At 43.8% G+C, this 18,366-nt stretch carries 20 protein-coding genes; 6 read left to right on the top strand and 14 right to left on the bottom strand.

What is annotated here, in order from left to right; genetic code table 11:
• Positions 1 to 7: 7 nt before the first annotated feature.
• The 11 genes from ccoS to HQM15_00900 form a co-directional block, all read right to left on the bottom strand.
• On the bottom strand, positions 8 to 151 hold the full coding sequence (gene ccoS / locus HQM15_00950) for a cbb3-type cytochrome oxidase assembly protein CcoS (protein MBF0491334.1): 144 nt from the start codon (positions 149 to 151) through the stop codon (positions 8 to 10).
• Positions 148 to 2,607 carry a heavy metal translocating P-type ATPase gene (locus HQM15_00945; GenBank protein ID MBF0491333.1) on the bottom strand — a complete coding sequence of 820 codons (2,460 nt, stop codon included), beginning with the start codon at positions 2,605 to 2,607 and terminating at the stop codon, positions 148 to 150. The genes ccoS and HQM15_00945 overlap by 4 nt, the downstream gene beginning before the upstream one ends.
• Positions 2,608 to 3,029: 422 nt before the next feature.
• On the bottom strand, positions 3,030 to 3,323 hold the full coding sequence (locus HQM15_00940; protein MBF0491332.1) for a putative addiction module antidote protein: 294 nt from the start codon (positions 3,321 to 3,323) through the stop codon (positions 3,030 to 3,032).
• 8 nt (positions 3,324 to 3,331) lie between these two features.
• The gene (locus HQM15_00935; GenBank protein ID MBF0491331.1) at positions 3,332 to 3,619 is read right to left on the bottom strand and encodes a type II toxin-antitoxin system RelE/ParE family toxin; all 288 of its coding nucleotides are present in this window, start codon (positions 3,617 to 3,619) and stop codon (positions 3,332 to 3,334) included.
• Positions 3,620 to 3,757: 138 nt separating this feature from the next.
• Entirely contained in the window at positions 3,758 to 5,173 is a 1,416-nt protein-coding gene (locus tag HQM15_00930; protein ID MBF0491330.1) for a sigma 54-interacting transcriptional regulator, read from the bottom strand.
• A gap of 5 nt (positions 5,174 to 5,178) precedes the next feature.
• Positions 5,179 to 7,782: a serine/threonine protein kinase gene (locus tag HQM15_00925; GenBank protein MBF0491329.1), complete on the bottom strand. Its 2,604-nt coding sequence runs from the start codon at positions 7,780 to 7,782 to the stop codon at positions 5,179 to 5,181.
• Between the two features lie 128 nt (positions 7,783 to 7,910).
• A complete protein-coding gene (locus HQM15_00920; protein ID MBF0491328.1) occupies positions 7,911 to 8,222 on the bottom strand; it encodes a YggT family protein in 312 nt (103 codons plus the stop codon).
• Complete coding sequence (locus HQM15_00915) at positions 8,219 to 9,034, bottom strand: pyrroline-5-carboxylate reductase (GenBank protein ID MBF0491327.1); 816 nt, start codon at positions 9,032 to 9,034, stop codon at positions 8,219 to 8,221. The genes HQM15_00920 and HQM15_00915 overlap by 4 nt, the downstream gene beginning before the upstream one ends.
• 32 nt (positions 9,035 to 9,066) lie before the next feature.
• Positions 9,067 to 9,384: a HigA family addiction module antidote protein gene (locus tag HQM15_00910; GenBank protein ID MBF0491326.1), complete on the bottom strand. Its 318-nt coding sequence runs from the start codon at positions 9,382 to 9,384 to the stop codon at positions 9,067 to 9,069.
• A gap of 19 nt (positions 9,385 to 9,403) precedes the next feature.
• Positions 9,404 to 9,685 carry a type II toxin-antitoxin system RelE/ParE family toxin gene (locus HQM15_00905; GenBank protein MBF0491325.1) on the bottom strand — a complete coding sequence of 94 codons (282 nt, stop codon included), beginning with the start codon at positions 9,683 to 9,685 and terminating at the stop codon, positions 9,404 to 9,406.
• Positions 9,682 to 10,356, bottom strand: a complete 675-nt coding sequence (locus HQM15_00900; GenBank protein MBF0491324.1) for a YggS family pyridoxal phosphate-dependent enzyme — start codon at positions 10,354 to 10,356, stop codon at positions 9,682 to 9,684. Before HQM15_00900 ends, HQM15_00905 begins: the two co-directional genes overlap by 4 nt.
• 179 nt (positions 10,357 to 10,535) lie before the next feature.
• On the opposite strand from HQM15_00900, the gene HQM15_00895 reads away from it, so the two are divergent.
• From HQM15_00895 to HQM15_00880, 4 genes are read left to right on the top strand one after another with little or no spacing between them, the layout of a single operon-like run.
• The gene (locus tag HQM15_00895; GenBank protein MBF0491323.1) at positions 10,536 to 11,141 is read left to right on the top strand and encodes a hypothetical protein; all 606 of its coding nucleotides are present in this window, start codon (positions 10,536 to 10,538) and stop codon (positions 11,139 to 11,141) included.
• Entirely contained in the window at positions 11,134 to 12,246 is a 1,113-nt protein-coding gene (locus HQM15_00890; GenBank protein ID MBF0491322.1) for a hypothetical protein, read from the top strand. Before HQM15_00895 ends, HQM15_00890 begins: the two co-directional genes overlap by 8 nt.
• The gene (locus HQM15_00885) at positions 12,243 to 13,181 is read left to right on the top strand and encodes a MoxR family ATPase (GenBank protein ID MBF0491321.1); all 939 of its coding nucleotides are present in this window, start codon (positions 12,243 to 12,245) and stop codon (positions 13,179 to 13,181) included. The genes HQM15_00890 and HQM15_00885 overlap by 4 nt, the downstream gene beginning before the upstream one ends.
• Positions 13,178 to 14,530, top strand: a complete 1,353-nt coding sequence (locus HQM15_00880) for a DUF58 domain-containing protein (GenBank protein ID MBF0491320.1) — start codon at positions 13,178 to 13,180, stop codon at positions 14,528 to 14,530. The genes HQM15_00885 and HQM15_00880 overlap by 4 nt, the downstream gene beginning before the upstream one ends.
• On the opposite strand, the gene HQM15_00875 is transcribed toward HQM15_00880, so the two are convergent.
• The 3 genes from HQM15_00875 to HQM15_00865 all read right to left on the bottom strand — a co-directional run bounded on the left by HQM15_00875 (position 14,481) and on the right by HQM15_00865 (position 16,964).
• A complete protein-coding gene (locus HQM15_00875) occupies positions 14,481 to 15,476 on the bottom strand; it encodes a stage II sporulation protein M (GenBank protein ID MBF0491319.1) in 996 nt (331 codons plus the stop codon). The genes HQM15_00880 and HQM15_00875 overlap by 50 nt on opposite strands.
• Before the next feature lie 173 nt (positions 15,477 to 15,649).
• Complete coding sequence (locus HQM15_00870; GenBank protein MBF0491318.1) at positions 15,650 to 16,141, bottom strand: RDD family protein; 492 nt, start codon at positions 16,139 to 16,141, stop codon at positions 15,650 to 15,652.
• A gap of 13 nt (positions 16,142 to 16,154) precedes the next feature.
• A complete protein-coding gene (locus tag HQM15_00865; protein MBF0491317.1) occupies positions 16,155 to 16,964 on the bottom strand; it encodes an RDD family protein in 810 nt (269 codons plus the stop codon).
• A 66-nt stretch (positions 16,965 to 17,030) separates the two neighbouring features.
• Between HQM15_00865 and HQM15_00860 the strand changes: the two genes are divergently transcribed.
• Positions 17,031 to 17,561 carry a hypothetical protein gene (locus HQM15_00860; GenBank protein MBF0491316.1) on the top strand — a complete coding sequence of 177 codons (531 nt, stop codon included), beginning with the start codon at positions 17,031 to 17,033 and terminating at the stop codon, positions 17,559 to 17,561.
• Positions 17,558 to 18,364, top strand: a complete 807-nt coding sequence (locus tag HQM15_00855; GenBank protein ID MBF0491315.1) for an ABC transporter permease — start codon at positions 17,558 to 17,560, stop codon at positions 18,362 to 18,364. Before HQM15_00860 ends, HQM15_00855 begins: the two co-directional genes overlap by 4 nt.
• Positions 18,365 to 18,366: the final 2 nt, after the last annotated feature.

The following is an 18,366-nucleotide window of genomic DNA, read 5'->3' as shown; positions in this document are numbered from 1 at the left end:
GAGGGTATTATTTTTCATCTTCTAGCAAAATTCGATAAGCAGGAGTTTCCAGATCTTCATATTGTCCATTGGCGGTGCACCAGACAAAAAGAGTGACAAAGGCGAACGAAAGCGCCAACGCCAAAGGGACCAAGAGGTAAATGATATTCATGTTGTTGCTCCAAATCTTCCAAAGGTTCTCAGTTTCTTGGTTCCCCACAATGAGGAACTTAAGACACTGAGTGAACTCACGGGCATCAGCACTGCTGCCACCAGGGGATGGATGTAACCCAAAGCAGAGAGTGTGGCTCCTAGCAAATTATAAAAAAGGGAGAAAGCAAAATTGCGGTGAATCACCTGCAAGGTGTCTCGTGCAATTTGAACTAATTCAATGAGAGGTTTTAAGCCAGGACGGGTAAGATAAACGTCGGCGGCTCTCAGGCTGACTTCCATACTGCCGTGCACGGCAATTCCCACATAAGCGGAAGAAAGTGCCAAAGAATCATTGGCCCCATCTCCTACCATGATTGCACGGGGAAAATTTTGTAGAAATTCTTTTTTTGCTTCGGGACTGGCCAGAGGCATTTGATGAGCAGGAAGAATATCCAGCAACTCTCCCACTTTTTTTACGGTTTCTTCAGTGTCACCCGAGAGGATGTGTGGCTCTAAACCCAAGCTGCGCAGCTTTTCCAGGCAGGCCGCAGAATCGGAGCGAATCGTATCTCCCAGAATCGCCTGGGCGACAAGTTCCCCGTTGCGCCATACACCAAGGTGATTTCCAAGCTTGGCTGCCGAAAAATTTTTGTTATTTTGTTTGGAGTGGATTTCATAAAAAACTCCATTCACTTTTCCGGAGACGCCTTGGCCCAGAATTTCTTTGAATTCTGTTACTGGAAGAACTTCAAGCTTTTGATTGGTCTGCAGGTGACGTACTAAGGCTTGGGCAATAGGATGTTTGGAACGAAGCTCCAACGAATAAACTGCCTGTGGGATGGAGGCTCCTTGTTCTGCCTTTTCCATCCACTGAAGCAGCTCAAAATCGCCTTCGGTTAAAGTGCCCGTTTTATCCAGAAGCAGTGAGCGGGCTTGAGTGAGTTTTTCTAAGATGTCAGAACCTTTAATCAGAATGCCTTGGCGTGCGGCTCGTTTCAGGGTGATGCTGAGTGCTAGAGGCGTTGCAAAGGCCAGGGTGCAAGGACAGGTGACAATCACCAGGGTGAGCGCTCGACTGAATGCTGCCTCGGGGGAGCTTTGAAAGAAGTAGAGAAAAAGTGCCGCCGCTGCTGCCAAGACGCCCCAGATAAACACTCTGGATAAACGGTCGGCAAATTGCACCACCGGGGCTTTTTGCAGATGACCGGATTCAATCTCTTTTAAAAGCAGACCTAATCGGCTGATGGAACCCGCAGCGGTGACTTCAATTTCAAGGGCTTCACTTAAATTCACGGTCCCCGAATAAACTCTCTCGCCCTCTTGTACTCTTACTGGTTCGGATTCTCCGGTCAGTAAGGCGTTGTTGAGAATACTGACTCCCTTTCGGACCACTCCGTCTGCCGGAATCACTTCATTTTCCAAAACGCGAATATAATCTCCCGCTTTTAAAATAGAAGCAGAAATTTCTTCAAAGACTTGAGTGTCGCGATTGAAGCGCTTCGCCTGAGAGGCAGAAAGAAAGTGTAAGAGATGTGAAGACGAAAATACATTTTGCTGAATTCGTTTTAAGACATAACGGCTGATGAGTAAGAGAAAAACCAGGGCAGAAAGAGAATCGAAATAAATGAGCGGAGAGCCTCGCAAAAGATTCGCGATGCTGGCGAGGGCGCCCAATAGCACGGCCATCACAATGGGAACATCAATCGAAAGAGTGCGGGTTTTTAAAGCCGCATACGAGCTTTGATAAAAGGGGATGGCGCAATAAAAAATTACCGGCAAAAAAAGCAAAAGAGACATCCATTGAAACAAGCGTCCTGCGTTGCCTTGAGCTCCTCCATAGAGAGAAACGGCCATCAGCATGATGTTGCCGGTACAGCCGCCGGCCACTCCCAAACGAATCAGCAAAGACTGGTTTTCCCTCTTTTGAAGTTTGAGGCCATCTTCTTCCTGTTTTAACGGGTGAGGCTTATAACCAAAACTGGAAAGGGTTTGAGCTACGTTGGCAAAAGATCCTTTGAGATTCAAGGTAATCGTTGCGATCGATTTCCCCAAATCGAGCTGGGCCGATTTTACGTCGAGTAGAAATTCCGGCAGTTTTTCAATCAACCACAGACAGGCAACGCAATGAACTCCCTCGAGATAAAATTCCATTTTCAGATTGGCATGAGGGGAAAGATTGGCATAGTGCTGGAGGAATTCGGCATTGTCCAGATAGGAGAAGTTTTCTGGATTGGAGGCTGCCGGAAGAGCCGATCGTATCCAGGGGCTTTGCTTTTTAATTTCATAGTAATGCCCCAGACCCTTTTTTTGCAGCAACTGATAAACCGTTGCACAGCCCGCACAACAAAAAAAAGCTTCCGTTTTGCTGGCCTTTTCCAGCGATCTGTGAAAAATCGGATTTCCACAATGGGTACAAGAGTGTGACGTCTGAGCCTGCAACGACTCTGTTAAGTTTTGTTTGAGGCTTGTGTTCATGGGGGCTTTCCTGATTTCAATCCACCTCCCCAGCTAGATCAGGATCTGGGGGGGGGTGCAAGAAATTTTGTGCCAAAGGATTTTGTATTGTTCTGATTTCAATGAGGTGAAAAATATGAAACGTTTCATTTTCCATTTTTCTTCGGAAAAAAGCCTGGCCGAATCGTTACTCAAAAACGCTGAAGTGATTTTAGTCTGCAGTCTCAATCTTCCCGATTCAAAACCCGCATCGCCGAAAATTGCTCGGTGAAATTTATTCGATTTCCACTCAGCTACTTCATGCGGCCCCTTTGCTTTCGAAATTCACTGCAAAATTCCCAATCCATTTGAATTTGACATTGCATTTTTAAGGAGTTCATTCCGAATAAATTGCATTTATTCGGAGTAGTGTCCGGATAAATTTAGATGCTAAATGTTGTTGGTTATGCACGTGCAGCATGTAACTTTAACCCCAGAGCCCCTATCACTTTGAGGATGGTATCAAAACCAGGACTACGTTCACCAGAGAGGGCTTTGTAAAGGCTTTCACGTGATAGACCGGCATCACTCGCAACCTTTGTCATGCCCTTGGCACGAGCGATATCTCCCAGGGCTTTGGCGATGAATGCTGCGTCACCATTGGCCTCTTCCAGACATGCTTCTAAGTAGGCAGCCATTTCCTCCGAGGTTCTCAAGTGTTCCGCGACGTCGTAACGAGTAGTATTTGTTTTTTTCATGGTGTTTCCTACAAATGATTTGCGAGGTGTAATGCGTTTTTGATGTCAGCGGCCTGTGTTTTTTTATCGCCTCCCGCCAGCAAAATCACTGTCTCGTTTCCTCGTTTAGTAAAATAAACCCGATAACCAGGCCCATAATCGATGCGCAATTCTGAAACACCTTTTCCCACTGCTTTTACATCACCTGCGTTACCTGCCGCCAAGCGTTCAATACGCACCTGAACCCGCGCACGTCCACGAATGTCACGCAAGCCGTCTAGCCACTTAGTAAAAGTTTCAGTTTTGCGAATTCCCATCGTAACGGAATAGTAGTCAGGTGGATACACTTTGTCAATATTCGAATGGTCTACACCGTTCACGGAAATTCCCAATCCATTTGAATTTGACATTGCATTTTTAAGGAGTTCATTCCGAATAAATTAAAGCGAGAAATCTTACTCCTCCTCATCCTCTCCATCATCCTGCGCGGTGATGTCGTATTTCTTGAGCAGATTTTTCAGATGTTTCCGGTCGATTTGTGCTTCGCGGGAGGCACGGGAGACATTGAAACTGTTGCGTTTGATCAGATCTACCAAATAATCTTTTTCAAAATTCTCCACTATTTTTTGCTTCGCTTCTTTAAACGGAAGAGAGGTGTCGATACGCATCCTTTCGGTGGGTTCGACATTGAATTCAATTTCCTGAAAAACGTTGCTGAGGTGTTGAGCGTCGATGCTGTTGCCGTCTACCAGAGAAATGGTGCGCTCCAAAATATTGGTGAGCTCGCGCACATTGCCGGGCCACTGATAGCGTTGTAAATTTTTTATGGCGTCGTCTTCAACACGTGTGACTTTGAGGCTGCCGTCGGGTAAGCGGTTGTAGCGGCCATGGGCCAGGAACTTCTCGAGGATGAGGGGGATGTCTTCGCTGCGTTCGCGAAGGGGAGGGAGGTTCACCTTCACTACAGAGAGGCGATAATACAAATCTTGTCTGAAGCGCTTGGTTTCTACCTCATCTTTGAGCGAACGATTGGTGGCGGAAATCAGTCTCACATCTACCTTAATGGGCTCGCTGGAGCCTACACGGCGCACCTCGCGTTGTTCAAGGGCGCGAAGGAGTTTGGGTTGGAGGTCTAAGGCCAGCTCTCCGATTTCGTCCAGAAAAATTGTGCCTCCATTGGCACATTCAAAGGCCCCTTTTCTGTCTTTGATGGCGCCGGTGAAAGATCCTTTCATGTGGCCGAAGAGCTCGGATTCAATCAGGTTGGGCGCTACCGCCGAACAGTCGAAGACGATAAAGGGTTTGTCTTTACGAAGCGAATAATCGTGGATGGCCCGAGCGACGAGTTCTTTGCCTGTGCCGGTTTCTCCTTCGATAATTACTGTGGCTAAGGTAGGTGCAATTTTTTCGCAGAGTCCAAAGATCTGTCGCATCTTTTTGGATTTGCCTACCATCTCACCCAAACTGGTTCGAGGCGAAGGTTCCATTTGCACTTTTTCGTCAAAGGCCTGAAATTCAATTTTGGTATTGCCCAAGGCAATCATGTCGCCGGGAGAAAGGTAGGCCTCCTTGACGCGCATCCCATTGATGGTGGTGCCATTGGTGGAATCGAGATCCTTCAATAAAAAACTATCCGACTTTTGTTCTATCTGCAGGTGATGACGCGAGACGGTGTTGTCTGTTAAGATAAAATCGTTATCCTCTTTTTTGCCGATGCGAATGGGCTTTCTTCCCAAATCCATTTTCTTGCTGCGGTCTGGCCCTTCAGCAACTTTAATAATGCATTTGCGGAAAGAGATCACTTCGCGGCTATCGTCCCCGTGCAGTAAAAGGGTGCTGCCGTCTGTTTCTTGATTTTTGTGCTCGTCCATGACGATTACTTCTCCTTCAATTTTGCAAAAATAGATTCTTTGTCATCGTTGATGGTGATGCTTCCCGACCACCCCTCATAGCCGTCCAATTCTAATCTTACTTTATAGGTCTGACCTTTTTTGGCGTTAGGAATGCTGAGTGGTGTGTGTTTGCCGGTGGCTGCGCTGTTCAAAAAAACTGCGGCTCCTTCGGGGTCTGAACCAATGGTCAATTTAGAGGTTTCATTAGGTGAACAATTGATAGTGCCCAAAGAACGTGTTTCTCCTGCCTTGAGTGTGACCGTGTGGCTTTGCTTGCAAATCATGACATCTACTACGGTGCCAGCTTTTGCTTTAAAAGTGCCCGGTGCGTTGCCTTTGTGAATTCCATCAATCAAGACATCCGCACCCGGGGGATTGGAGGCTACTTGGATGGAAGCAAAATCTCCGGGGGCTTTTTCTATGGGCTTTTCAACAGGTTTCTCTACCGGTTTTTCTATCGGTTTCTCCACAGGTTTTTCGACTGGTTTTTCCACGGGTTTAGTGGCACCACATTTAGGCGAATCGGCTCCATATTTTTCAATACATTTTCTCTTTTCATCTTCCAGTTTCTTTTTTAATTCTTCCGCTTTTTTTCTATCTTCGTCTTCTTTCTTTTTTATCTCTTCCAAACTTAAAAATTTGTTAGAAAAAGACTCTGTCTTTTCTGATTTAATATCGAAATTTTTTGAAAAATCTTGGTAGCCCTCTTTGCTGAGCCGGATGGCAAAGGTTTTCCCAAGTTCCAATTTTTCCACGGTGCTTGGAGTCGTTAATCCGATATCTTTGCTATTTACAAAAATTTTAAATCCGGGCGGCGTAGTTTTGAGCTCAACGCTACCATATTTAATAGCCTCTAAGGTCTTATCATATTTAATCGGTTCGATTGCATAGACCGTGATGGGTTCTTCAATAGGGCGAAAGCCATCTTTTTCAATTCGAATTCTATAAGTTTTGTTCAATTCCAAATCCCCAATTTGAGTGGGGGAGGGATTCGGAAATTCTTTTCCATCCAAAAAGAGTTTGGCGCCATCAGGTTTGGTGCTTACCGCAATAGTTCCGGTGGGAACTGCTTCTAGGGGGCCTTCAATCTGCAGAGGCTGATTAGAGGTAAGGGTGACGGTTCGGGACCATTCTCTAAATTTTTCTTTTTTAAGAGTTATTTTTTGGGAAAAATTCAGTTCAATATTTTGCAAGGTGGCGGGAGTGAGCAAATTTGTATCTTTGTCATTTAAAAGAATCTTAGCCCCTGGAGGGATGGAATTAATAACCAGAGTTCCAATTTTTTGACCTTGGCCAGGAGCATTCATGTTTTTATAAATGAAATATCCCCCCACACCCGCCAAAATCAAAAACATAAAGACAGTAAGGGCAATCCAGATGCGATTAGAGGGCTGGGCTTGAATGCCGGTATTTGTGTTGTTGAAAGAACTTTGTGCGTTTGCATTTTGATTGATGCGTGTGCTGCTGTGTTGTCCAGTGATATCCACACTTCCTGTTCCCATCACGCTCGCAGTGGAGTTGCCTTGATAATCTACCCGTGTCGATTCGTGCTCTCCCCGCTGTACAATATTTTGCTGGGATTCACTGGTGAGTAAGATGGAGCGGGTTTGAGAATCGAGCAATAAGTCATTTTTGCGTTTATTCTTTTTGTTTTCAATTTCCTGACTAAAAAGTTTTTTTACCATGTTCGAAAGTTTGCGCGGGGAAAAATCCAGATAGGTCGAGTAAAGATATTTTGTCAGCTCCAGTTGCATGTCGCCCGCATTTTCGAAGCGATCTTTGGTGTTGTAGGCAAGGGCTTTGGCGATGATCTTTTTTAATCCTGCAGGAATGGAATTTGGAAAGCTTTCTTCGGTGATGCGGGTAGACCTGATTTTTTTGAGCACTTCAAACTGAGTCTCCCCCATGAAAAATTTCTGTCCGGTGAGCAGTTCGTAAAGCATGAGGCCGGTAGAAAAAATATCGGTTTTATGATCGACGGGTTTTCCCAAAGCCTGCTCAGGAGACATGTAGGTGATTTTGCCTTTAAGCACCCCCGCCATGGTGTTGGACATATTCATGGCCGCTTTGGCGATACCAAAATCCACCACTTTTACTTCGCCTTCATAGCTGATCAAAATATTTTGGGGAGAGATGTCACGATGGACAATGTTGAGGGGATTCCCATCCGGATCGCGCTTCGCATGGGCATAATCGAGGCCTTTGCAAACTTCGCTGATGATGAAAACGATGATGTCTTCTGTTAATTTTGGATCCGATTCTTTGGACCGATTCATCATCTCTCGCAAATTGATACCATCTACGAATTCCATCGAAATGAAATAATCGCTTCCAACTTTTCCTAAATCGAAAACCTGCACGATGTTGGTGTGAGAAAGCAAAACTGAGAGTTTTGCTTCGTCAATCAGCATGGTGATAAATTCTTTGTCGTTGGAACAGTGCGGCAGGATGCGTTTGATGACGAGGAGTTTTTCAAAACCATCGACGCCAAAAGTTTTGGCCTTATAAATCTCGGCCATCCCGCCTGTGGCAAGTCTTTCAATTAAAAAGTATTTCCCAAAAGGTTTGGGTTCAAATTCTTCACTCATCTTTTTTACTTCCAATTTTTTTTATCAGTTTAAAACTCTATGCTGCGTTCTTAATATTCTAAGGGGAGGGAGGGGTGTTGATCAACTAAAATGTGGGGACTTTACTCCTAGGGAGCGGAGTCACCAGTTCACCTCTTCAAAAACGGAATACTAAAATCATAGAGAAGATTTACTAGAATAGTTTGAATTAAGATAATAAAAATTAATGCAATTATTGGTGAGATATCCATTGGCAATCTTCGCAAAGCAGAGGGCATGTATTGGCGAATTTTATCCAACACAGGATCCGTGAGCTGTCTAAGGATGCGAACAATGGGGTTGTAGGGATCTGGATTGATCCAGGAGATAAGTACGGCTGCGGCCAATACAAAGGTATATAGGTTTAGCAGTAGATCGGTGATTTTGGCGAGAGAAAGGATGAGATAGCCTAAAAGTTTCATTGAGAGAGTTCCTTTCGTATTTCTTGAGCCCGTTTTGTGGCGGCTTTGACAGTCTTAAGCAAGACTTCACTCATTTTATATTTTTTTAACACCTTTAAACCTTCTAAAGTGGTTCCTTTTTTGGAAGTCACCAGGGAAATCAGTTCCGAAGGATTTTTACCCGTTTGCAAGAGGGTGTTGGCAGAACCTATTAGCGTTTTTAATGCAAGTTGATAAGCAATGTTGTCAGGGAGTCCTAATCGTTTTCCTGCTTCTTCCAAAGCTTGTGTAAAGGCGTAAACATAGGCGGGGCCTGAGCCAGAAAGACCCGTCACTACATCCAGCAGCTCTTCTTTTTCTATCCAAACTATTTCTCCACAGCCTGCAAAAATTTTCTCACTCAAAGTTTTATGGGCCGCACTGAGTTTTTTCCCATACAGACCTGTAATGCCCTGTCCAATGAGAGCGGGATTATTAGGCATGCTTCGCAAGATAGGACAGGAGGGCGCAAATTTTCTAATTAAGGCAGTCTCTACACCGGCCGCGATAGAAATCAGAAATTGTTTTCGAAGAAAAGGGGCAATTTCCCGCAAAACATTTTTCATTTCTTGAGGCTTGATGGCTAAAATCAGGACCTCGCTTATTAAAGCGAGCTGATGGTTATCCGACACAAAATTAATCTTGTGGGTCTGGACAAATTTTTTAGTTTTAGGAAGGTCCACATCAAACACAAAAATTTGTTTGGATGTAAAACCCTTTTTGAGCAGGCCTGAAATCATGGCCTGAGCCATGTTCCCACAGCCGATGAAGCCGATGGTTGGTTTAGCTGACATAGTTATTCCTGTTTGACGTGGATGCTCAGGCTTTAAGCGGCCTTTGTATAGTGAAGGTAAGTTTTAATATTTCTTAATTTTTTTTCTAAATTAACTTTATTTTCACCTGAAGCTAAGTCAAATTCCATTTGAAGTCCCATCCAAAATTGGGGGGAGTTTTTAAAAAAACGGGAGAATCTTAAAGCCAGATCTGCATTTAAGGATCTTTTTTTAGATAAGAGTTCACTGATTGTTTTACTGGAGACGGAGATAGCTTTTGCCAGAAGGGTTCTGGAAATATTTAAAGGATCAAGGAATTCTTCTTCCAAAATTTCACCTGGATGAATGGGTTCAATTTTTTTTGCTAACATATATTCTCTCCATTAAAGCTTAATGGTAATCCACAATTTCTACTTCTTCCGCTTCATTTTTAATCCATTTAAAGCAAATTCTCCATTGATTATTAATGCGTATGCTATGTTGTCCTATACGGTTTCCGCTTAACTTCTCAAGCCTATTATGCGGTGGAACTTTAAGATCTTCAATTGTTTTAGCATAATGAAGCATGATTAACTTTTTGTAGGCTGCTCTTTGAATGGATTGAGGAAGTTTTTTGGAAAAAATCCTGTTAAAGATTTTTTCAGTTTCTTGGCATTTAAAATTTTGAATCATTTATTACTCCTCTCCCCAAACAACTTCGTCCCCACCCTCACCATCGTCGCACCTTCCTCCATCGCAATTTCATAGTCTCCCGACATCCCCATCGAAAGCTCGATGAGCGGATGTTTGTAAATTTTCTTTTCATTCATTTCAATTGAAAGGCTTTTAAGTCGTTTGAAATATTTTCTGGAAGCTTCAGCTTCATCTGCAGCGGGGGGGATGAGCATCAGTCCTTTAATTTGCACATGAGAGTAGTGATTGGCTTGAACGAGGAAAGCGTCTAGACCTTCCGGTTTCAGCCCTCCCTTGTTTTCTTCTCCCGCCAAATCCATTTCAATTAAAACAGAAGTGATCCTATTTTTTTTGGCCGATTGTTTTTCTATTTCTTCCAGCAGACTCCTTCGATCGACAGAATGAATCAGAAAAGTTTTTCCAATGAGATATTTAATTTTATTGCTTTGAAGCCGGCCGATGAAGTGCCAGCGAATCTCAGGAGCTGCCGTTTTTAAGGCCTCTGCTTTTGCTCGCCATTCTTGTACGTAATTTTCTCCAAAATCTCGCTGTCCCAATTGATAGAGTTCCAAGATGCTTTCGGTGCTTTGAGTTTTGGAGACTGCAATCAATTTCGCTCGATTGGATATTTCTGCTTGGATTTTAAAATAATTGTCTTTAGGATTTCGCATACAAAAAAATGGTAACTACTCAGGTATCCCTGGAAATTGCGAGGACTGCCGAGCAAACCATCAGAAAAAATAAAAATGGACCCCCGATTTCTCGGGGGAGACACAATTTCAATTTTAATCCCGTCCAATAATTGCGAGTTCCGCAGCAATTGGAAGGGATGTCTGAGTAGTTACAAAAAATGAATGATCCCATACTAAAAACTTATCAAGATAATTTTGACCAGCTGCTCCTGCGTCATCCTCCGCAGAGCCTCTTGCCCGACCTGATTGAAGAAAAAAAGGCGGATCTTTCCTGGTGGCAGGAATTTCTTCAAAAGTTGAAAGACTGGTTTCAGCATCAAAATCCAAAGACGTCAAATTGGATGCCGGATTATCAGAACTTCGTCCTCTTTCTGAAATATCTTCTTTTTATATTGGTAGCACTCCTAGCGGCTTATCTCTTGTATTTGCTGCTGAGAAGTTTCAAAAGAGATAAAAGCGTGCCTACTCACGGAAGCTCCGAAGCTGCTGTTACTCCTCCCAAAATAAATTCACCCGAAGCTTATCAGCTTGCCCTACAAGCTCATGATTTTTCACTTGCCGCTCGGCTTTATTGGAAAGATTTTTTAAAATCCAGGCAACTTCCCCGAAGCATGACGCCTGAGGAGTGGAAGTGTAATTTTAATCTTTCAGAGTCGTCCGACTTGCTTCAAAAAATTTCAAAACTCATGTTTGGAGACCTGTCCCAACCCGAGGCGATCTTTAAAGAATGGGTGAATTGGATGGAGAGGATGCCTCGTGCGTGATCGTAAAAACATTTATTGGACCCTGGCAATTCTGGCTTTTTTTCTTTTCTGGGTTTGGGGTGAAACTCAGGTTTCCCTTCAGAAAAAAGAAGATCAGGCGACGGCTTATTCTTCTCAGGGGCGAGGGCTGAATTTTTTCTACAAGCTCTCCGAGTCTCTCTCTCCTGGTCGAGTACAACTTTCCGGAAGACTATTTAATAATCTCGAAGAATTGAAATCTTATAAAAGCATGGCCTTGTTGTCTCCCAAGAGCGAGTTTCGAAAAGATCAAAAAGAAATCTATAAGCAATTTGTAGAATCCGGAGGACTGCTGTTGCTTTCATTTGAGGACGAAAAAGAATTCAAGAATATGGAATCTTTTTTGAGTGAGATGGGGATATCACTGCAGCTGAAAAAAAGAGAAGATTTTAGGAATCAGACTTTGTCGCTTCTGAGTCCACAAAAAGAGAGTGACCTTTTTTCGCCTGAAGAAACTTACGCCTTTTATTCGCAGTTCGAAATGGAAAACCCCTTTTGCAAAGACCATGGTTTTGAATGCTATGTGTACCAACAGGATTTCGAAGAGGGAGGCGCGGTGTGGGTGATGGCGGGACTTCCACTCCTCTCGAATGCACTGATTGTGAAAAATGAAAACAGGCTGGCGGCCTTCCGCCTCTTAGAAAATTACAGCCCGCTTATTCTGGATGAATACCATCATTTTTATTCGGATTATGATTTTTTTAAATTGATGCAACAGCCGCGCTTTTTATTTCCCTTTTTGGGATTTTTCCTCAGTATCTTTTTGTTTCTTTTTTTCTCTCATGCCCTGCAGGATGAAGAAGAGGTCTTTGAGGCTCAGGCAGAGTCTGGGCCTGATGCCCCTCTCACTTTTCATGGCTTTAATGAAAATCTTCTTTATGCAACTTTGGCTCCCTCTTCCTCTTACCCTTCTGCCTTGAATCAGCATTTGGTTTTTTTGCAAAAAAAGTTTCCCCGTCGACACGCGGAAATACTTGGCCTTTTAAAACCCGATAACAATCTAAAAAATGTCCCTCACTTTCTGAAAGAGGGGATGCGTTTACTTGTCTTTCATCAAAACTGTCTGACAGAGAAAGGAAAACGATGAGTATGTTTAAAACCCAGGAACTTTATCAAAAAGTAAAAGAGGAATTTTCAGGCCTGATTTATGGCCATCAGGATTTGCTCGATCTGATTCTCATGGCTTTTCTGGCAGGTGGGCATGTCTTGCTGGAAGGCCCTCCTGGAACCGGTAAAACCATGACTGCCAAGGTTTTGGCGGCCTTGTTGGCCAAAAATTACAAACGCCTTCAATTCACTTCGGACATGCTGCCCTCCGATATTTTGGGGGCGCATATTTATAACCCGGCCGAACAAAATTTTAAATTTGTGCCTGGACCGGTATTCACCGATTTTTTGCTGGCCGATGAAATCAATCGTACCCCGCCCCGCACTCAATCCGCCCTGTTGGAGGCCATGGAAGAACGACAGGTGAGCATCGATGGAGAACAATTCAAGCTCAGCTCGTCTTTTTTTGTGCTGGCCACCCAAAATCCACAGGATTTTGAAGGCACCTTTCTGCTGCCCGAAGTTCAGCTCGATCGTTTTTTATTCAAGCTGGTCTTGGCGCATTCACCCCAGGAAATAGAACAAAAAATTATGGCCAAGGCCTTGAGCAAGCAAGGTTTTACTTTTGATCTTTCGCCTTTTACTTTTGATGCGGCGCAGATTCAGTCTGAAATTCAGGCGGTGAAAGTGGAGGAGAGTCTGCTTGCTTACGTGAGTCTTTTTTTGCAAAAAACGCGTCAGGAAGCCTTGCTACAATCGGGTGCCAGTATCCGAGCCGGCCTGGCTTTGGTGAAAAGCGTGCGGGTACGCGCTTTGTTCAAGGGGCGAGATTTTGTGTTGCCGGATGATTTGAAGGCGCTGGCACTGCCTGTGCTGCGACATCGCATCAAGCTCAATCCGGAAGCCCAGGTGGCTCAAGTGACTGAGCTGGAAGTGATTGATAAAATTTTAAAGGAAGTGCCGTTTCCTCAATGAAAAACACCCGTCTCTACCTCACTGACTACGCCTTTGCCGTCTTTGCCTTGCTCCAGGTATTGGGGGGATTTTGTCTGCTGTTTCCCCATCTCTTAAGCCTTTATATTTTGGCGCACTTCATATTTGTTATTTTACTCGTTGTGGATTTCCAAAAAACAAAAGTTTGGGAAGCTGCCCAGCTTTTCCTGAGTCTTCCAAAAACGCCTGAATTGGGAGAAGAATTGTCGTTAAAGATTCAACTCCGAAATTTTCCCTCTGTAGACTCTTTCTCTAAAATCGAAGCGATTCGCCCAAGACTGTTGCGATTGAAATTTAGTGATGTTGTGAAAGCATTTTGCATTGAGCAAGACGAGGCTCAAGTCTCTTTTGATTTTGTGGCTCAAAAACTGGGATATGAAAAAATAGAATTTCTTCTTCTGAAACATTTTTCCAAGTTAAAATTTTGGGTGAGAAAATTTGCATTGCCCATCATGCCCGAGGCCTTTCGTGTAATTCCCACGCGCCAGAAGATTTCCGATCAGGCCTTTGAACAGATTTTACCTCTTCAAAATTTGTTGCACGCGGGAGCGCGACGCAGGATGCAATCGAGGGCGGCTGAACAGTTTCATTCCTTAAGAGAATATCAGTATCCCGACAGCCGCCGACATATCGATGCCCGTAAATCGGCGAAGCTGGGCAAGCTGATGACTCGAACCTTCGATAGTTTGCATGACCATCATTTGATTGTCGTCCTGGATCTAGGCCGCTCCATGCTAGGCAATATAGGCAGTTCCCGAAAAATGGATTTCTACCTCTCCGCGGCGTTGACTCTCATCGAACATTCCCTGGCCGCACGCGATCGGGTGAGTTTTATTGCCTTTGCGCAAAAAGTGGAATTTGCCGTTTATTCTTCCCGCTCTGCCCGGGATTTTCTTCCCCTCTTTGAAGGCAACTTTTCTCCTTCGGCCCTGGAACAGGAAAGTAATTTTGCCTTGCTAAATCCGCTGCTGCAAAAAATATCGGGACAACGAAGCATCCTGCTGCTTTTGACGGATGTGTTTCGCAGTTCCAACCAGGATTATATTTTAAAATATCTGGCTCCCATCCTGCCCAAACACCTTACATTAAGCCTGAGCCTCATCGATGAAAAATACGATTTGAAGCAGCGAATTCTGTCGGCCAATCCACAGAACTTTGACCTGCAATCCTATAACCGCTTGTTGTATTCGTATTCCTTAGACGAGTCGGTGCAGCTCTTCAGAGAAAAAATGGCTGTCTTGGGTGCGGGCGTTGTTACCGTGCCCGAGACCTATTGGCTGACTAGCGTGGAGAAGGTTTATCGGCATTTGAGAAATTCGGGACGCTTGTAGGCGGCCACAAAGTCCAGGCCCAAAAAACTCCACCAATCAAGAGGCTGATGCCCATTTTTACAGGAAAGGGGATGGATTTTTGCGGACTGACAAAACTCTCTACGAGGGCAGCTAACACTAACCAGGGAGTAATGCCCAGGATGATAATCCCTGCATCTTTTGTGGCCTGGTAAAGTCTTTTTCTAAATAGTTTGTAAGGTCGCTGATAAAACACGCGTCCAAAAACCAGGCTGGCAAAACACCCCGCTACAATGATGCTCAGTTCCAGAAAACCATGGCCGGTAATAAACTGCAGCAGCTTGTCATCAAAATGATTCATGCGGCAAAAAGCAAAAACGGAACCCAGGTGAAAGCCGTTATAGACAAGAAAAAACAATCCCCCCAAACCAAAAAAAGCCCCTCCCAGAAAGCAATTGAGGGTCACCTGAATATTGTTTTGGGCGATCGCAAAGCCCTCTAAAAATTCCATCCCTACTATTTTTTCAAACCAGGCGTCTTTATTTTTGATGGTATCAAAAAAATCTTCGCCCATAAAAGCCAAGGCGTAGTGCGGATCGCGAATAGTCATGTGCCAGGCAAAAAGGGTGCTGAAAATAAAAAGGGCCAGGGTAAATAAAAAAAGCGGGAAATGATCTCTCCAGATTTGTCGATAGCGTTGCAGAAAAGTGTTTCTGGTTTTTTCTTTCACTTCCAATTGTTCCAGCAAAAGGGCCTGAGTGGCATCGGCCAAAAATTCTTTGCTGCGAATTCGAAGAGGATCAGCCCTGGGACAGTCTGCCTCTAATTGATAATAATCGCGAGTAAGGCGTTCAAACTTTTTGAGGATATTAAAAGTGCTGGCAAATTGCTGATTGCTCGCAGCTTGTTTGTCTTTCAAATATTGCTGAAATTCCTTCTGAAAAAGATTCTGATCTTGCTGAATTTGTAGACGGGTTTGGGGAAGCATAATTTATCTTATTTTGTAACCGCTCAGGTAGCCCTTCCAATTGCTGCGGAACTCACAACTATTGGAGGTAACGAAAACAAAAACTGCGTCACCCCCGAGAAATCGGGGTCCATTTGTATTTTTTCTCAAGGATTGCTCGGCAGTCCTCGCAATTTCCAGGGCTACCTGAGCAGTTACCTTATCTTTATCACCTGCGTCCCCGCAATTAAATCGTGCAGGCCGCGCTTGTCTTGTCTGACGCCTGCCATGATGAAACCAATGAAAAGCGTGAAATAGTTGAGAATCATCCCCAAGTGTCGGACAAGGGATTTCCCATAACCAATGTTTTGTCCGGTTTGAAAATCAACCACTCTTAATCCCAAAGCCAGTTTTCCCAAGGTCCCGCCTTTATTTTTGTTGAACCAAGCCATATAGAAGTATCCCAGTACAGCATTGATCACCATGCTGAATATTTTGTAGAGGTATAAGCTGGCAATTGCAGCATTGGCATTTTCAGGGTTGGAAACAATCGCCTTGAATAACAGGTAATAGTAGGGTGAATTGATGAGTAGCATCACAAAACCCAAGGCAAAACCATCGATAAACGCGGCAACAAATCTTATCCAAAATCCACCAGGGGTATTGCTAGACTTGGCTTGCAGACTGGGGAGTACTAAGTTTTCCATTTTTTTCTCTCCTTTATTTTTTCAATTGCTGATGACAATGTTCGGCAAAAAAAAGCATTAAACTTTCTTGATCTACTTTCAAATTTACTGCTTTCGGTAATACCTTTTTTAAGTCACTGAGAATTTCTTCAATTTTTTCAGCACTGGCCCTTTGAGTTTTGGAAATAAAATAAGGATACGCAAAGCCTAAATAATTTTGTGCAGTTTCGCCGGGCACAGCAGCTGCCTCTAGCGCTTCAGAGTAAAGATGATATTGTTCAGGAGTGATATAGAGAAATTGTTCTTCCTTTTCTTTTTTGGGTAAAAATATCACCTGGGTTCCACAAACCAGATCCCCCAAGCGTTGATGATTCTTGCTGAGCAGTATGCTCAGTAAGCCTGGGAAAATAAGCAGGCAATCGATGTAACGCAGGGCATCCCTTAAAACACATTGGCGCAAGCTGAGCTTTTTCACTTTTTCAGAAATGACTTGCAAGGCGAACACACGTTTCCCTAAAGTTTGACCCTTTTTGAATTCATAATAGACGAAATAACCATGGTAAATTCCAAAAATGACGATAAGAATAAGCAGCGCAAATAAGACGAAAAAAATTTGAGCGCCTATATTCTCTTTTACAAGAGAGCCCAAAAGGGCCGTGAGGGGAACCAATAATATTCCACCGAATATCAACAGCAAATACAAGCAGGCGGTAACAATACTGAGGTCGATGATATAGGCGAGAATTCTTCTGGGTAAGGGGGCCGCTATTCTTTGAATGCTGAGCCCTTCGAAGATATGAAATCTTGGATTGGTCAGCTCCAACTTTTGTAGTGGCTTATTCATCTCAGAAATAATAAACGGTAAAAGCTTTGCCTAACTTGAGTTCTTTTAATAAAATTTGAAACAAATATGAAAAAAAAATTGATTGTTGCAATCTTTATCTTTTGCAGTTCCTGTTTTGGAGGCTCAGCCAATACCGGTAAAGTGAAGAGCTATAAACCTGGCTGGGTGATGACGCAGAAATCCAGTTATCGGGTAGGTCTTCTTTCAGACGATTGGAAGAGGGAAAAACTGGGGCGCTACAAATCGCTTTTGCTCTATAATTCCAAGGCAAAGGCAAGTCTGGAAAGCGATGCTTTCTGCGATGCCTCTTTTGACGATGCGAGTTTGCAAACGCTGACCACCCATCTTCATTTTGATTTGAAGAACAAAAAAATAATCTCCCAAAAAGAACTCAAACTCGACTCTCGTTCCGCTCTGCATACCGTGGCACAAGGCAGTGTGGATGGAGTGAACTTTGTATTGGATACAGTAGTCATCAAAAAAGACAATTGTCTTTTCGACTTTGCTCTAGTGGTTCCTCCCGAAAATTACGAAGGGGTCAAAAAAGAATTTGAAGGTTTTTATAGTGGGTTCCATTTTGAAGGGAGTCTTCCATGACTCCTGAGACAAACAAAAAAAAGCCTTTGGTCCGCTTTCTTTCCTTTATAGGAGATTCTGTTCTTTCCTTTGTCACTTACGTAGGAGGGATTGCCTTACTCGTTTATCAAATTTTAAAAGCCATTATTAAAGAGCGCTTTCCCTGGAAGGACACCCTGGTCCAATTTGAGGTCATTGGGGTTAAATCGACCTCTCTCACCAATCTCATTGCTATCTTTACAGGAATGGTTTTGGCCTTACAATTCATCGTGGCTCTCTCAAGATTTGGCCTACAGCTTTATGCTGGAAACATGATCGGTATTGCTTTATGCCGGGAACTCGTCCCAGTGCTCACAGCGTTGATGATTGCCGCACGCGTAGGTTCCGGAATCACTGCTGAACTGGCTTCCATGAGTGTGACAGAACAAGTGATGGCGATCGAGGCCATGGGTTGTAATCCCATCCAAAAACTGGTGCTTCCTCGAGTGATTGCCTGTCTGTTTTGTGTGCCCTTGTTAAGTGTGTTGGCCGATGTCGTGGGAATTCTCGGAGGTCTGGTGATCACGATGCTGGAAACGGGTGTGGGGGCCTATTTTTATTACGATCAGACTGTGCAATCTTTAAAACTTTCCGACTTTGTCAGTGGAACAACCAAAACCATTTTTTTTGGTCTCTTTATCGGGTTGATTGCGACCTACGAAGGTTTGAACAGTCAGGGAGGAACCGAAGGTGTGGGAAGATCTACCACCACTTCGGTGGTGTATGCCTCCATTTGCATTTTTATTTCAGATTTTATTTTAACGAAGGTGTTTTTGTTGTTTTGATT

This window comes from Deltaproteobacteria bacterium, from assembly GCA_015233135.1.
GTDB lineage: Bacteria > UBA10199 > UBA10199 > JADFYH01 > JADFYH01 > JADFYH01.
This window is presented reverse-complemented; position numbering and strand designations above follow the sequence as displayed.